14 protein-coding genes are annotated in these 14,111 nt (G+C 66.7%); 5 read left to right on the plus strand and 9 right to left on the minus strand.

Going from position 1 to position 14,111, the window contains the following annotated elements:
* The 8 genes from AAG816_RS20610 to AAG816_RS20645 form a co-directional block, all read right to left on the minus strand.
* Entirely contained in the window at positions 1–2,049 is a 2,049-nt protein-coding gene (locus tag AAG816_RS20610) for a hydantoinase/oxoprolinase family protein (protein WP_341991562.1), read from the minus strand.
* Between the two features lie 188 nt (positions 2,050–2,237).
* Positions 2,238–3,032 carry an ABC transporter permease gene (locus AAG816_RS20615; RefSeq protein ID WP_341991563.1) on the minus strand — a complete coding sequence of 265 codons (795 nt, stop codon included), beginning with the start codon at positions 3,030–3,032 and terminating at the stop codon, positions 2,238–2,240.
* 10 nt (positions 3,033–3,042) lie between these two features.
* Positions 3,043–3,879, minus strand: coding sequence for an ABC transporter permease (locus tag AAG816_RS20620; protein WP_341991591.1), 837 nt, complete (start codon positions 3,877–3,879; stop codon positions 3,043–3,045).
* Positions 3,880–3,929: 50 nt separating this feature from the next.
* On the minus strand, positions 3,930–5,027 hold the full coding sequence (locus AAG816_RS20625) for an ABC transporter ATP-binding protein (protein ID WP_341991564.1): 1,098 nt from the start codon (positions 5,025–5,027) through the stop codon (positions 3,930–3,932).
* Positions 5,028–5,038: 11 nt separating this feature from the next.
* Positions 5,039–6,085 (minus strand): ABC transporter substrate-binding protein, encoded by a 1,047-nt coding sequence (locus AAG816_RS20630; RefSeq protein WP_341991565.1) that lies wholly within the window; start codon positions 6,083–6,085, stop codon positions 5,039–5,041.
* Positions 6,086–6,134: 49 nt separating this feature from the next.
* Entirely contained in the window at positions 6,135–6,803 is a 669-nt protein-coding gene (locus tag AAG816_RS20635; protein ID WP_341991566.1) for an RraA family protein, read from the minus strand.
* A 14-nt stretch (positions 6,804–6,817) separates the two neighbouring features.
* Positions 6,818–7,624 carry a carbon-nitrogen hydrolase family protein gene (locus AAG816_RS20640; protein WP_341991567.1) on the minus strand — a complete coding sequence of 269 codons (807 nt, stop codon included), beginning with the start codon at positions 7,622–7,624 and terminating at the stop codon, positions 6,818–6,820.
* Positions 7,625–7,742: 118 nt separating this feature from the next.
* Positions 7,743–8,705 (minus strand): LysR family transcriptional regulator, encoded by a 963-nt coding sequence (locus AAG816_RS20645; RefSeq protein WP_341991568.1) that lies wholly within the window; start codon positions 8,703–8,705, stop codon positions 7,743–7,745.
* Positions 8,706–8,917: 212 nt separating this feature from the next.
* Between AAG816_RS20645 and AAG816_RS20650 the strand changes: the two genes are divergently transcribed.
* From AAG816_RS20650 to AAG816_RS20670, 5 genes are all read left to right on the plus strand, one after another.
* Positions 8,918–9,292, plus strand: a complete 375-nt coding sequence (locus AAG816_RS20650; RefSeq protein WP_341991569.1) for a DUF427 domain-containing protein — start codon at positions 8,918–8,920, stop codon at positions 9,290–9,292.
* 134 nt (positions 9,293–9,426) lie between these two features.
* Positions 9,427–11,169, plus strand: a complete 1,743-nt coding sequence (locus AAG816_RS20655; protein WP_341991570.1) for an alkaline phosphatase — start codon at positions 9,427–9,429, stop codon at positions 11,167–11,169.
* Positions 11,170–11,290: 121 nt separating this feature from the next.
* Positions 11,291–11,755 carry a hypothetical protein gene (locus AAG816_RS20660; RefSeq protein WP_341991571.1) on the plus strand — a complete coding sequence of 155 codons (465 nt, stop codon included), beginning with the start codon at positions 11,291–11,293 and terminating at the stop codon, positions 11,753–11,755.
* 1 nt (position 11,756) lies between these two features.
* Positions 11,757–12,440: an ATP-binding cassette domain-containing protein gene (locus AAG816_RS20665; protein ID WP_341991572.1), complete on the plus strand. Its 684-nt coding sequence runs from the start codon at positions 11,757–11,759 to the stop codon at positions 12,438–12,440.
* Positions 12,441–12,485: 45 nt separating this feature from the next.
* Positions 12,486–13,796 carry an ABC transporter permease gene (locus AAG816_RS20670; RefSeq protein WP_341991573.1) on the plus strand — a complete coding sequence of 437 codons (1,311 nt, stop codon included), beginning with the start codon at positions 12,486–12,488 and terminating at the stop codon, positions 13,794–13,796.
* Here the strand turns inward: AAG816_RS20670 and AAG816_RS20675 are convergent.
* A complete protein-coding gene (locus AAG816_RS20675) occupies positions 13,793–14,101 on the minus strand; it encodes a cupin domain-containing protein (protein ID WP_341991574.1) in 309 nt (102 codons plus the stop codon). The two genes, AAG816_RS20670 and AAG816_RS20675, sit on opposite strands and share 4 nt — an antisense overlap.
* Positions 14,102–14,111 lie beyond the last annotated feature (10 nt).

The raw sequence follows: 14,111 nt of genomic DNA on the forward strand, positions 1-14,111 counted from the left end.
TCAATGGGTGGCGGCGCGGGTGGCGATCAGCGCGCCGGAGGCGTGCGCGCTGATGGTCCAGCCGGCGGGAAGATACGTGGCGGTATAGGTTTCCTCGATCACCGCCGGTCCGGGTACCGGGGCGGCGCCGATGGCCTCGCGCGACCAGATGGGCGTGTCCACCGCGCCGCCGCGCCCATGCACCGGGCGGGTGTGCGGGGCGGCGCCAGGGGTGGCCGCATCGCCGGGGGCGGGCGCCGGTTTGGCGAGGCGGCCGATGGCAGTGAGGCGCAGGGCCACCACCTCCACCAGAACGCTGGGCTCGTCATAGGAGAAACGCTGGCGGTGCAAGGCGTGGAAGGCAGCGGTGGCGTTGGCCACCCCCGCCGGGGAGAAGTCCGCCCAGTCCAGCGGCACCCGCAGGTCGAAGGCCTGGCCGGCATAGCGCAGGTCCACCGCCCATGCGAAGGCGCAGTCCTGGGGCCGGACGCCGTCTTCCGCCAGCAGCCGGTTGGCCTCGGCGGCGAGGTTCTGCGCCCGCTGCGCCATCTGCGGCGCCAGATCCGCGAACAGGCCGATCTGGGTGGCGGACAGATCGTGGGTGATGTCCGACCACAGGATACCCCAGGCGGACAGGGTGGAGGCGTGGGCGGGGAAGATTACCTTGCCCATGCCCAGCTCTTCCGCCACTTCGCAGGCATGCACCCCGCCAGCGCCGCCGAACGAGAGCAAAGCGAAGTCCTCAGGATCCATGCCCTTTTCGAACAGGCTGAGACGGATGGCGGTGGCGAGGCTCGAATTGGTGACGGCGATGACGCCGGCCGCGGTCTGGTCCACGGAGAGGCCCAGCTTGCCGGCCACGTCCTCGGCGGCACGGGCGGCGGCGGCACGGTCGAGGCCCATTTCGCCGCCCATGAAGCTGGAGCCGTCCAGGCGGCCCAGCAGCAGATTGGCATCGGTGACGGTGAGGCGCTGACCGCCGCGTCCGTAGCAGGCCGGACCGGGCTCGGCACCGGCGCTGTGGGGGCCGATGCGCAGCCGGCCACCGTCATCCACCCAGGCGATGGAGCCGCCGCCGGCACCGATGGTGCGCATCTCGATCATGGGCAGGCGCACGGGCAAGCCGTCCACCTCGCCCTCATTGACCATGGAGACGCTGCCGTCATGGACCACGGAGACGTCGAAGCTGGTGCCGCCCATGTCCACGGCCACCAGATTGGGCTCGTCCAGTTCGGCGGAGAGGCGCTTGGCAGCGGCGGCGCCGCCGCTCGGCCCGGAGAGCAGCAAGCGCGCCGGCTCGCGCCCGGCCTTGGTCAGGCCGCAGACGCCGCCATTGGACTGCACCAGATAGACCTGGGTCTGAGGCACCTCGCTGTTGAGCTTGGCGGCGAGGCGGTCGGTATAGGTCTGCACCACCGGCACCAGCAGGGCGTTCAGCACCGTGGTGGACATGCGCTCATATTCGCGCAGCTCCGGCGAGATGTCGCTGGACAGCGAGATGGCGACGCCCGGCAGCAACTCGCGCAGGATCTCGCCGGTGCGGCGCTCATGGCAGGCGTTGGCATAGGCATTGAGGAAGCACACCGCCACCGACTTCACACCCGACTCACGCAGCTTGCCGGCGAGGAAGGCGACGGCGCGATCGTCCAGCGCGGTGATGATGCGGCCATCGGCACCGATGCGCTCGGGCAGGCCGAAGCACAGGCGGCGCTTCACCAGGGGCGCGGCGGGCGAGGCGGTGATGGCATAGACGTCGGTGCGGCCATGGCGGCCGATCTGCATCACGTCCTCAAACCCGGCGGTGGTGACCACCGCGCCCAAGGGCAGCTTGCGCTCCAGCACGGCGTTGGTGGCGATGGTGGTGCCGTGCAGCAGATATTGCACCTGATCCAGCGAGAAGCCGAAGCGCCGGCTGGCCTCCTGGATACCGGTGATCAGGCCGATGGAGGGATCGGACGGGGTGCTCGGCGTCTTCATCTGGTGGATCTGGCCGGTCGCCGCGTCGAGGATCTCGATGTCGGTGAAGGTGCCGCCGATATCGACGGCGATGCGGATGCCTGTGGCGGTCATGGGGGCGGCCTCACGGATGGGAAGATGTGCGGGTTCAGGGCAAGCCTTCCCCGATCCCGCGCGGAGGCGCAGGTGGGGCAGGCTCTTGGAAGACAAAGGCAATCAGCGGCGGCGGGGGCCGCTCAGCGCTCGGGGGCAGCTGGGATCATGGAATTCCCTTCGCGGCGGCGGTCATTTGACGAAGGCGGTCATTTGACGAAGGTCTTGGCAAGGCCGGCGGTGCGGTCCACCACCACCACCACCACCAGGGTCAGCACCACCAGCAGCACGGACAAGGCCGCCACCATGGGGTCGGCCTGCTGCTCCACATGGTGATACATGGCCACCGGCAAGGTGGAGATGCGCGGCCCGGTCATGAACAGCGACAGCACCACTTCGTCGAACGAGACCAGGAAGCAGAGCGCCGCGGTGGAGATCATGCCCGAGCGCATCATCGGCAGCGTCACCCGGAAGAACACCGTCAGCGGCGGCGCGCCGAGGGTGGAGGCCGCCTCTTCCACCGGGATCGGCAAGGTGGCGAGCGCGGTGCTCAGCACCCGCACCGCATAGGGCAAGGTGACGATGAGATGGGCGATCACCAGCCCCTGGAAGGTGCCCAACAGCCCGAGCGGTGCGAACACCAGCAGGATGGCGAGGCCCAGCACGATGGTGGGCAGCAGCAGCGGCGCGGTGAACAGGCTGCCGATGGCTTCCGCGCCGGGCGGCTTCAGCCGCACCAGCGCATAGGCGGCGGGCAATCCGAGCAGCAAGGAGAGCAGGGTCACCACCAGGGCCAAGAGCAGGCTGATGGAGAAGGCGGCGGTCATCTTCGCATCGGCGAAGATGGCACCGTACCACTTCACGCTCCAACTCGACGGCGGGAAGGCCATATAGGCATCGCCGCTGAACGAGATCGGCACCACCACCAGCAGCGGCGCCAGCAGAAACACGAACATGAGGCCGGCCAGCAACTTCAGGGCCGGAGAGATGGGGCGTTCGTCCATGGCCGGCCCCTCAGACGATGGCGCGCAAAGCGCGCGTGTAGATGACGAGGGCGATGCCGAACAGCACCAGGACGATCATGGACAGCGTTGCCGCCAGCGGCCAGTTCAGGGTCACGATGGCCTGGTCGTAGATCTCGGTGGCCAGCAGGAAGACCCGCCCGCCGCTGAGCAGCTTCGGCGTGACGAAGGAGGAGATCGCCAGCACGAAGCACAGCAGGCATCCCAGCGCCATGCCGGGCAAGGTGAGGGGAACCACGACCCGCCAGAAGGTCTTCATGGGCGTGGCGCCCAGCGTCAGGGCGGCTTCCTCGAACTTGGGATCGAGGCGGCCGAAGCCCGAGAGCAAGGCCAGGATCATGTAGGGCATGAGGATTTCGGTGAGGCCGATCACCACGCCGGTGAGGTTGAACATCAGCCGCGGTGGGTTGGCCATGCCGAAGAACATCAAGGCATTGGCCACCAGCCCGCGGCTGGAGAGGATGGCGATCCAGCCATAGGTGCGCACCACGGCGGAGGTCAGCAGCGGCGCGATCACCAACACCAGCAGGATGGTTTTCCACAGGCCGGAGGAGCGATGCAGATAAAGCGCGATGGGGTAGGAGGCCAGCAGCGTCAGCAAGGTGATGAACAGGCTGACGCCGACACTGTTCGTGATCAGCTCCAGGTTGAAGCTGTCCTGGAGCACCGCGCTCCAGGTGGCGAGGCTATAGGTGTCCAACAGCGCGCCGGTGGCCTGGGATTCCCGGAAGGACATCTTCAGCAGATTGACCACCGGCCACAGGAAGCCCACCGCATTCACCAGAGCGATGGGAACCAGCAGCAGCATGGCGACGCGGGTGCCGCTCATGGCGCCGCTGTCGAGGCGCGCCGGTGCGGCGGGGAGGGCGGGCGCGGCGCTCATGGGGCGGCCGGATAGATGTAGGTATCCTGGGGGCGCCAGGACAAGGTGACGGCGGTGCCGGGCGCGAGCACGGTCTCGCCGCCGCGGGTGGCGGCCTCGGTGGTCAGGCGCATGCCGCCCGCATCCACTTCATATTCCAGGATGTCGCCGGCAAAGGTGGTGCGCGCCACCGTGCCGCCGAGGGCATAATGGCCGGCTGCGGCCGGCACGTCGCCGACGGTCAGGGCCAGGCGATGGGGGCGCACCATCACTTCCACCGGGCCATGGAAGCCCTGCGCGGCGATCTGGATGCCGCCGATCGGCACCAGGCCGCCGGCGGCGGTGCCGGCCATGCGATTGATGCGGCCCACGAAGCCGGCCACGAAGGCGGTCTTGGGATGCTCGTAGATCTCCAGCGGCGTGCCCATCTGTTCCAGGCGGCCGTGGTTCATCACCACCACCTTGTCGCAAATGGTCAGGGCTTCCATCTGGTCGTGGGTGACGAAGATGGCGGTGATGCCGAGCCGCTTCTGAATATCGCGGATCTCGTTGCGCATCTCGTCGCGCAGCTTGGCGTCGAGGTTGGACAGCGGCTCGTCCAGCAGCAGAATGGAGGGCTGCACCACCAAGGCGCGGGCCAGTGCCACCCGCTGCTGCTGGCCGCCGGACATCTGGGCCGGGCGGTGATTTTCCTTGCCGGTCAGATGCACCATGGCGATGGCGGCGCGCACGCGTTGTTCCACCTCGGCCTTGGGCACCTTGCGCATTTCCAAGCCGAACGCGACATTGCGCGCCACGTCCATGTGCGGGAACAAAGCGTAGCTCTGGAACACCAGCCCCATGTCGCGGCGATAGGGCGGCACGGCGGTAATGTCCTGCCCGTTCACCACGATATGGCCCGAACTGGACGGCACCAGGCCGGCGATCATGCGCAGCGAGGTGGTCTTGCCGCAGCCGGAGGGGCCGAGGAAGGCAACCAACTCGCCCTTCGGCACGTCCAGGGTGAGGTTGTCCACGGCGGTGAAGGTGCCGTAGGTGCGGGTGAGGCCTCGCAGGGAGAGGAAACCCTCCCCCTGCGCCAGGCCGGACATCTCGTGGGGTCCGGTGTGGATCATGCGACGGGCCTTCAGCGGCTCGCCGGGACGACGCGGCGGCGCCACTGTTCGCCGATGGCATCGCGCACCTTGGCCAAAGCGATCCAGTCCACCGGGATCACCTTGTCCAGCGACTTCATCGCGGTGCGGTTGAGCGCCGCTTCCGAGACCTGCGCCTTGGCATTGGTGGGGGCGTAGAACATGCTCTCGGTGAAGGTCTTTTGGGCCTCGGCGCTGAGCGCATAGTTCACGAAGGTCTTGGCGGCTTCGGCGGAGGGGCCGTTGGCGACCAGGTTGATGGTGTTGATCTGGAACACCGTGCCTTCCTGCGGGATGGTGGCCTTGAGCTTGCCGCCCGAGGCCTCGCTATTGACCTGCGCGCGGGCATTCCACCCGGCGCCGAGCGAGGCCTGCCCGGTGACGATGGGCGCATACACCTCCGGCTTGGGCTCCCAGGTCTGGATGTTGGGGGCGATCTCCACCATGGCGGCGATGCCCTTGCTGACGTCCTTGAGATAGTCGGTGCCGCCGTTGGCCTTGTTGAGGATCAACACCAGCGACAGGCCCTGGATGTCCGGCATGCCGGGAATGACCACCTTGCCCGCATAGCTCTTGTCGGCCATGGCCATCCAGGACTTGGGCGCCTCTTTCACGGCTTCGGAATTGTAGATCATCACCAGATTGTCGAAGGTGACCGCCACCCCGGCCACGTCCGGGATGCGGGCGTTGGGATAGAGATCCTTGACGTTGGGAACGTTGGCTTCGTCGATCTTGGTGAACAGGCCCTCATCGGTGCCGGCCTTCGACACCGACACGTCCATGATCACCACATCCGCCTGCGGAGCGGCCTTCTGGGCGCGCACATTGCCCAGCATGGCGGCCGAGCTGTTCACCGGGAAATAGGTGATCTTGATGTCCGGATGCGCCTTCATGAACGGCTCCACCACCGCCTTGGTGTAGCGTTCCTGGAACAGGCCGGAATAGGCCATGACGGTGACGGTGGTTTCGGCGGCGGCCACCTGCGACAGCAGGCTGATGGCAAGGGCTGCGAGCGCCCCGGTCTTGACGGCAGTCTTCATGGTGTCTGTCCCTCTGGAAGGTGTGGAAGGGCCGGAGTCCGGCTGCGCCTCAAGCTTCTGCGAGCTTGGCTTCCACCATGGCGCGGGCACCGGTAATGTCCGGCAGTTTCTCACCGGCGGCGAGGCGCGCCAGCAGCTTGATCTCGTTTTCCTGCATCTGGATGGCGCGGGCGGCCACGGCGGGGGCCTGGGCGGGCTTGAGAACCACCACGCCGCTTTCATCGCACAGCACGGCGTCGCCGGGCTCGATGGTCTGGCCGCCCACGTTCACCGGCACGTTCATGGCGCCTTCCAGGCCCAGGAGCTTGGTGGTGATGGGCGAGGGGCCACGGCACCACATGGGCATGTCCACCTTGACGATTTCAGAGAAGTCGGTGGCCGGGCCGTCGATGACGCCGGCCTTCACACCGGCGCTCTTCATGGCGTTGGTGATGACGCCGCCCCAGCAGGCGTGCTTGTCGTCGCCGCAGCGCTCGATCACCACGATGTCGCCGGGGCGCACATAAGCGGTGAGATAGTGCAGCAGGGTGGAATCCGCGTGCGGAATGCGCAGCGTGACCGCGGTGCCGGCGACGCGCTTGGAGGGCAGGACGGCGCGGATCTCACGATCCACGAAGCCGGAATGCAGGACATGGCCGATGGTGGCCACTTCGCATTTCTCAAGCTCGGCGACGAGCTCGGGAGAAATCTGCTCAGGCATGGGCTTGACGATGAACATAAGCGGGATTCCGTTCAGGCGAGGACGTGATGATTGGCGACCGGCACGTTCGCACGGGCCTTGGCGCTGTAGGCAAAATCGAGGGTCCCGGTGGTAATGCCGACGCCGTCCGAGCATTGGGCGGTGATGTGCCCCCAGGGGTCGATGACCATGGAATGGCCCCAGCACCATTTCTTGCCGCCCGCATGGGCGCCGGTCTGGCCGATGGCCAGGAACCAGGTCTGGGTCTCGATGGCGCGGGCGCGCGCCAGCACTTCCCAATGATCCTTGCCGGTCATCAGGGTGAAGGCGGCGGGCAGGATGATGATGTCGGCGCCCTTGTCACGCAGCTTGCGGAACAGTTCGGGGAAGCGGATGTCGTAGCAGATGGCGCAGCCGACGGTGGCGTCGCCCAGCTTGTAGGTGACCACATCCTGGCCGCGGGAGACGGTGTCGCTCTCGCGATAGACCGTGCCGCCGGTGATCTCCACGTCGAACAGATGGATCTTGCGATAGCGGGCCAGCTCGGTGCCGTCGGGGCCGAACACCACGGTGGTGTTGTAGAAGCAGTTGCCTTCCTTCTCGGCGACGCTGCCGGCATGGATGGCCACCTTCAGCTTCTTCGCCAGGCCCGCCATCAACTGGTAGGATTCACCATCAGGAAATGTCTCGGCCTGCGCCTGCATCTCGGCGGCGGTGTCACCGAGGAAGTTGTAATATTCCGGCAGCACCACCAGGTCCGGCTTTTCCTGGGCGACGGCCTGTTCGATCAGGGCGGCGGCCGTTGCCAGATTGGCGGCCTTGTCCCCTTGGGAATTCATCTGGACGAGCGATACCTTCACGTCGGTCTCCTGCCTCTGGTTCCCGGCAGCAGACCAGACCTATTCACGGCGGACAAACGCGAAATAATTGTCCGCCTTAACAAGAATTGCTTATGACGACGGCATAAGCACGGTTCGCCTATTTATTGTGCGTTGCAGCACGGGCGGGCGTGGCGTCCGTTGGGGACAGGCGCCGACGTGTCCCCTGGGCTTCCGCCGCCGCCACTTTGGCGGCCATGCGGGCGATAAGACCCGGCAACGTGCTCCCCGGCTCCTCGCGATAGACCGCATGCAGGTGGAGCGGAGGGAGCTCCGCGTCCACGTCGAGCTGCGCCAGTTCGCCCCGCTCCACCATTTCGCGCGCAACCCCGGTGGGGAGAACGGCGACACCCATGCCATCGCGGGCGAGGCGCGTGATCGTGGCGAGGGAATTGGAATTGAGGATGCGCACCAGATTCAGATTGGCATCGAGTCCAGCGGCCTCCAGCAGGCGGAGCACGTTCTGATGCGGCTGCGACCCCTTGGAAAAGGCGAAGATCGGGTTGGCCACCACGTCCAGAAGCGTCAACTTGCGGCCATGGAGGCCGAGGTGCGGCGCGGCAAACCAATGGCACTCATAGGTGCACAGATCGATGTTGCGGCACTCGGGCGCCAGCACCGGCCCGGCGATCAGCGCCAGATTGAGCTGCCCATCCAGCAACTGGCGGGAGACGTTCAGGCTGTTATCCACCGTCAGGTCGAGATCGACGTCGGGATAGGTCCTTTTCACAGCCTCGATCAGTTGCGGTAGCCAGGCGTAGACGATGGAATCGATGGTCCCGATGGCGATCCGACCACGCAGGTGGTTCGCGTCGGTGACGGTCAGGCGCAATTCCTCTGTCAGGCGAACGATGGTCTCCGCCTGTGGCAAGGCGCGCTCCCCCTGGGGGGTGAGGCTGACATTGCGCAGGTCCCGCTCGAACAGCCGTACGCCCAGGTCGCGCTCCAGGGTGGCGATGCGGTTGGAAACGGCGGCCTGGGTGGTGCAGAGCTTGTCGGCGGCGCTGGAGAAACTGCGCAGCCGGGCAACCCAGACGAAGGTTTCCAGAAACCTGATGTTCATTGGCGAGAAAGACCGGTCGGTAGGCGGAGAGACATGGTCCGCGGGATCATGGCCTTCGCGGCCTCTGATCGCAATGCGCGGCCAGCCGCAGCCTCGGAGCATCCCCTGACAGATAGAGGGCAGGGGGCCTTCTGGTCTGCCTCCGTCCACCTCATATGCTGCACAGCCACACGGCCGGCGGTTCGCCGCCGGCATCACCGCAAGGCGCGACCATGCAACAGAGAACCGTCAAGCTTCCAGGACCGGACCATCCCATCACCCTCACGCCCACCGGCGGCAGGGTCGTGGTCAAGGTGGGTGGGCAGGTGATCGCCGACACCGGGGATGCACTCACCTTGCGAGAGGCAAGCTACCCACCGGTGCAATATATCCCACGCCAGGACGTGGACATGACGCTGCTCGAACGGACCGATCGCGCCACCTACTGCCCCTATAAAGGCGAGTGCGCTTATTACAGCATCCCCATGGGCGGCGAACGATCGGTGAATGCGGTATGGACCTATGAGGCCCCCTATGCCTCGGTGGCGGCCATCAAGGAATATTTGGCCTTCTATCCGGACCGGGTGGAGATCACCCAACTGCCCTGATCCCATGTTCGGCTGGCGCATCCGCCCACGGCCTGAGTCCACCCGCCGCCGCCCCGTCGGCGGCGGCGCGGTCATCTGTGTGACATCGAAAGTCACTAGGGGGACGCTGGGGATTCTTGAGGGGAGAGATTGCCATGCGCCGGCTTCTTGCGGCTCTTGCACTGACCACATGTCTTGTTCCGGCGGCCAATGCCGCCACCATTTACCCGCTCGACCGGGCGACGATGCTGATGGGCTCCCCCTTCGATCTGAAGGTGGAATTCGACAAGGTGGTGAAGGGCGAGGACGTCCAGGTCACCATCAATGGCGAGCCGGCGGAAAAGCTGCTCGGCAAGAAGCCCGCCTTCATCGAGAAGGAAGAGGGCGTCAACGCCTCCGCCGTGCTCTTGCGCGCCGCCAGCATCGGCAAGCCCGGCAGCTACAAGGTGGAAGCCAAGGCCGGCGACGAGACCAAGACCGTCACCTGGGACGTCTATGCGACACCGGCCACCGCCAAGGCGAAAAACGTCATCTTCTTCCTCGGCGACGGTATGTCGGTCGCCCACCGCACCGGCGCGCGGATCATGTCCAAGGGCATGACCGAGGGCAAGGCGAACGGCCGTCTCAACATGGACGACCTGGACCGGATGGCCTTCATCGGCACCTCGTCCACCAATGCCGTCGCCACCGACAGCGCCAACACCATGTCCGCCTACATGACCGGGCATAAGACGGCGGTGAACGCCCTCGGCGTCTATGTGGACCGCACCAAGGACACGCTGGACGACCCGAAGGTGGAGACCATCGCCGAAGCGGTGCGCCGCCTGAGCAAGAAGTCGGTGGGCATTGTCACCACCGCCGAGGTGGAGGATGCCACGCCGGCCGCCGTGGTCGCCCATACCCGCGCCCGCGCCGACAAGCCGGAGATCGTCGGCATGCTGTTCGACGTGAAGCCGGATGTGCTGCTGGGCGGCGGCTCGGCTTACTTCCTGCCCAAGACCACTCCCGGCTCCAAGCGCAAGGATGACAAGGACTATATCCAGCTGTTCAAGGACGCGGGCTACACGCTTGCGACCGACAAGAGCGAACTGGCCACCGCCACCGGCACCAATACCGGCAAGATCCTCGGTCTGTTCCATCCGGCCAACATGGATGTCACCCTGGACCGCGAGTTCCTGAAGAAGGGCACGGTGGCCAAGTTCCCGAACCAGCCCGGCCTGGTGGAAATGACCAAGGTCGCCCTCGGGCAGCTGTCCAAGAACCAGGACGGCTTCTTCCTGATGGTGGAAGGCGCCTCCATCGACAAGATGTCCCATCCCATGGATTGGGAGCGGGCGCTGGTGGACACCATCGAGTTCGACAAGGCCATCGGCGTCGGGATCGAGTTCTTGAAGACCCATCCCGATACGCTGATCGTCGTTACCGGCGACCATACCCATGGCGTGTCCATCATCGGCACCATCGACGACAACAAGCCCGGCACCGAGATGCGGGAGAAGGTGGGCGTGTACGCCAGCGCCGGCTTCCCCAATTACGAAGACAAGAATGGCGACGGCTATCCCGACCGGGTGGACGTGTCCCGCCGGCTGGCGGTGTTCTCGTCGAACTATCCCGACTATTACGAGACCTTCCGTCCCAAGATGGACGGACCGTTCGAGCCGGTGGTTCTGAACGAGAAGAAGGAGTACGTGGCCAACGAGGCCTATAAGGACATGCCCGGCGCCGTGTTCCGGCAGGGCAATATCCCGAAGTCTTCCGACAGCGCGGTGCATGCGGTGGATGACGTGGTGCTGCAGGCGACCGGCCCCGGCGCTGAGGGCTTCAAGGGCTATCTGGAAGAGAGCGATGTCTATCGCGTCCTCGTGGACGCCATGGCTTTGGCACCCGCGCCGAAATAAGCCCGCCGCCTGGTTGGAATAGACGTCATGCGGCAGCCCGCCATCCGGTGGGCTGCCGCACACAGAAAACCTGGGCGGTATCCTCGGCGGACTGCATCCTGGGAGCGGAACGGATTGGGAAATGGGATCGGGACCTTACGCCCGTCGTGACATCCTGCGCCGAGGCGCGGCGGCCATCCTTGCCCTGCCGGTGCTGGGCCGACCGGCGGCTGCCGCTGCGACACGGCTCGGCTTTGAGGAACTCTACGGCAAGGTCACGGTCCTTGGGCTCACCTTTTCCGATAAGGTGAAGGGGCTGAACGGCCAGGACGTGGCCATGCGCGGCTTCATGGCGCCGCCGCTGAAGGCGGAGGCGGACTTCTTCGTCCTCACCGAAATTCCCATGTCCATCTGCCCGTTCTGCGCCTCCGACGCGGACTGGCCGGACAATATCGTGGTGATCTATCTGGATCGCGCGCAAACCTTCGAGCAGGCCAATGCCCTGATCGAGGTGCGCGGGCGGCTGGAGGTGGGCTCCTGGACCGACCCGACCACCGGCTTCGTCAGCCTGCTGCGGTTGCGCAGCGCCAGCTTCCGCAAGGCCTGATATGACCGGAACCTCGCCGTCCGGACTGACCATCCACGATCTTGAGGTGCGCTTTCCCGGCCTGGAGCATCCCGCCCTCGCCATTGCCGCGCTGGACTTGGCAGCGGGCGCCCAGGTGGCGGTGACGGGTCCGTCCGGATGCGGCAAGACCACCTTGTTGAACATTCTCACCGGCCTGGAGCGCATCCGCCATGGCGCGGTGGTCTGGCAGGGGGTCGACCTCGCCCGACTTGGGGAAGGCGCTCGGGATCGCTGGCGCGCCCAGAATGTGGGGCTGGTGATGCAGGATTTTCATCTGTTTCCGGGCCTGTCCGCCTTCGACAATGTGGTGCTGCCGCAGCGGCTTTCCCATGTCCGGCTTCCGGCCTCCGTGAAGGGCGAAGCGCAGCGGCTTCTGGAGCGGGTGGGCATCGCCGCGCCGGAACAGCCTATTGAGACCATGTCCCGCGGCCAGATGCAGCGGGTGGCGGTGGCGCGGGCCCTGGTGGCGCGGCCCCGCATCCTGGTGGCCGACGAGCCCACCGCCAGTCTCGATGGCGAAGCCGGCGCCGTGGTGGCCGACCTTCTGGTGGAACTGGCAGGTGAGGCCGGCGCCACGCTCATCGTCGCCAGCCATGATGTTCGACTGGTCGGGCGCCTGGGCCGGGTGCTGCGGCTGGAGGATGGCCGGCTGGTCGATCGCTAGGAAATCGCGGCGACGCGGGTCGCCGCACAGGAGAGCACGAGGGGCATGTTCCGGTTCATCGCGGCGGATCTCAGACGGCAGTGGATCGGCGTGCTCGCCATCACGCTGATCGTCGCCTTGGCCACGGCACTGGGCGTGGTGGTGACGCTCCAGGAGCGGGCCTTGCGCCTGGGCAGCGCGCGGGCGGCAGCGCCGTTCGACATCATCGTCGGCGCGCCGGGCAGTGAGACGCAATTGGTGCTGTCCGCGGTCTTCCTGCAACCGGCGCCCCTGAGCTTGCTGCCGGGCTCGGTTCTCGCCGGGCTGCTGAGCGATCCCCGCGTGGCTTATGCCGCCCCCATCGGCTTCGGCGATTTCATCGACGATCATCCCATTGTCGGCACCACCCAGGCCTTGGTGGACGGCATCGGCCATCTGGCCGCCGGCCGCGGCTTTCAGGCCTTAGCCGATGCCGTGGTCGGCGCCCAGGTGCCCATGGCGGTCGGCACGACCTTCCATCCCATGCACGGTCAGGTCGGCGGCAGCGGGCACGCCCATGGCGAGGTCAGCTATCAGGTGGTGGGGCGTCTGGCCGCCACGGGCACGCCGTGGGACCGCGCGGTCCTCGTCCCCATCGAGGCGGTGTGGCGGGTGCATAGCCGCGCGCCGCTGGGGATCGACGCCGATGCGCATCACCATGCCGAAGACGACGGCCCCGGTGACGACGACGACCACGCCAGCGACGGCGCGCCCGACAGCGGATCGGCCACCGCCCGCAAGCCGCCGACCTCCAATGGCCTGGAAGGCCCGATCCATCCCGAGGTGCTGGCGGATTCCCGGGCGCCCGGCGTGCCGGCCATCGTCGTGAAGCCGCGCACCATTGCCGATGCCTACAAGCTCCGGCAGGAATTGCGCACCGAGCGCACGCTGGCGGTGTTTCCCGGTGAAGTGCTCACCCGCCTTTATGCCACCCTGGGCGATGCCCGCCAGATCATTGCCCTGGTGGCCATGGGCGCGCAGGGGCTGGTGGCGGCGGCCATTCTGCTGGTGGTGCTGGTGCATGTGGTGCAGCGGCGGCGCCAGATCGGCGCCTTGCGCGCCTTCGGTGCGCCGCGGGTGGTAGTGTGCGCCATCGTCTGGCTGGAGGTGTTCGCCATTCTGGGCGTGGGCTTGCTGGCGGGGTTCGCCATCGGCTTCGCGGTCGCCCGGATCATCGCTGACCGGCTGGCCGCGGCCAGCGGCCTTGTGCTTCCGGTGGCATTCGCCCCCGCGGATGCCGGCGTGCTGGTCACGCTGCTGGTGATCGGCGCCGCCGTCGCCCTGATTCCGGCGGCGCTGGCCTATCGCCAGTCTCCGGCGAGCGCGCTGCGCGGCTAGAGGCGGTCCGGCTGCTTGAGCTCGATCTCCACGAAGGCGATGGGATGATCGGAGCCGTTCATCACATCGTGCTCCACCCCCGGCTTGCGCCCGTAGGACTGGCCGGCGGTGAGCGCCGTCTCCGTGACATCGGTGCCGTTGTGGATGCGCAACACGCCGTCGGTGAGCATCACCACGAAATAGGACCAGCCGTGCCGGTGCCAGCCGGTGACTGCGCCGGGGGCGAAATCCCAGCGGGTGATGCGGACCACATCATCGTCCTGCTGAACGGTGGGAACGGCGGGAATGGTGCAGGTGAACGCCACGGGGAGCTCC

This window comes from Azorhizobium sp. AG788 (assembly GCF_943371865.1).
Taxonomy (GTDB): domain Bacteria; phylum Pseudomonadota; class Alphaproteobacteria; order Rhizobiales; family Xanthobacteraceae; genus Azorhizobium.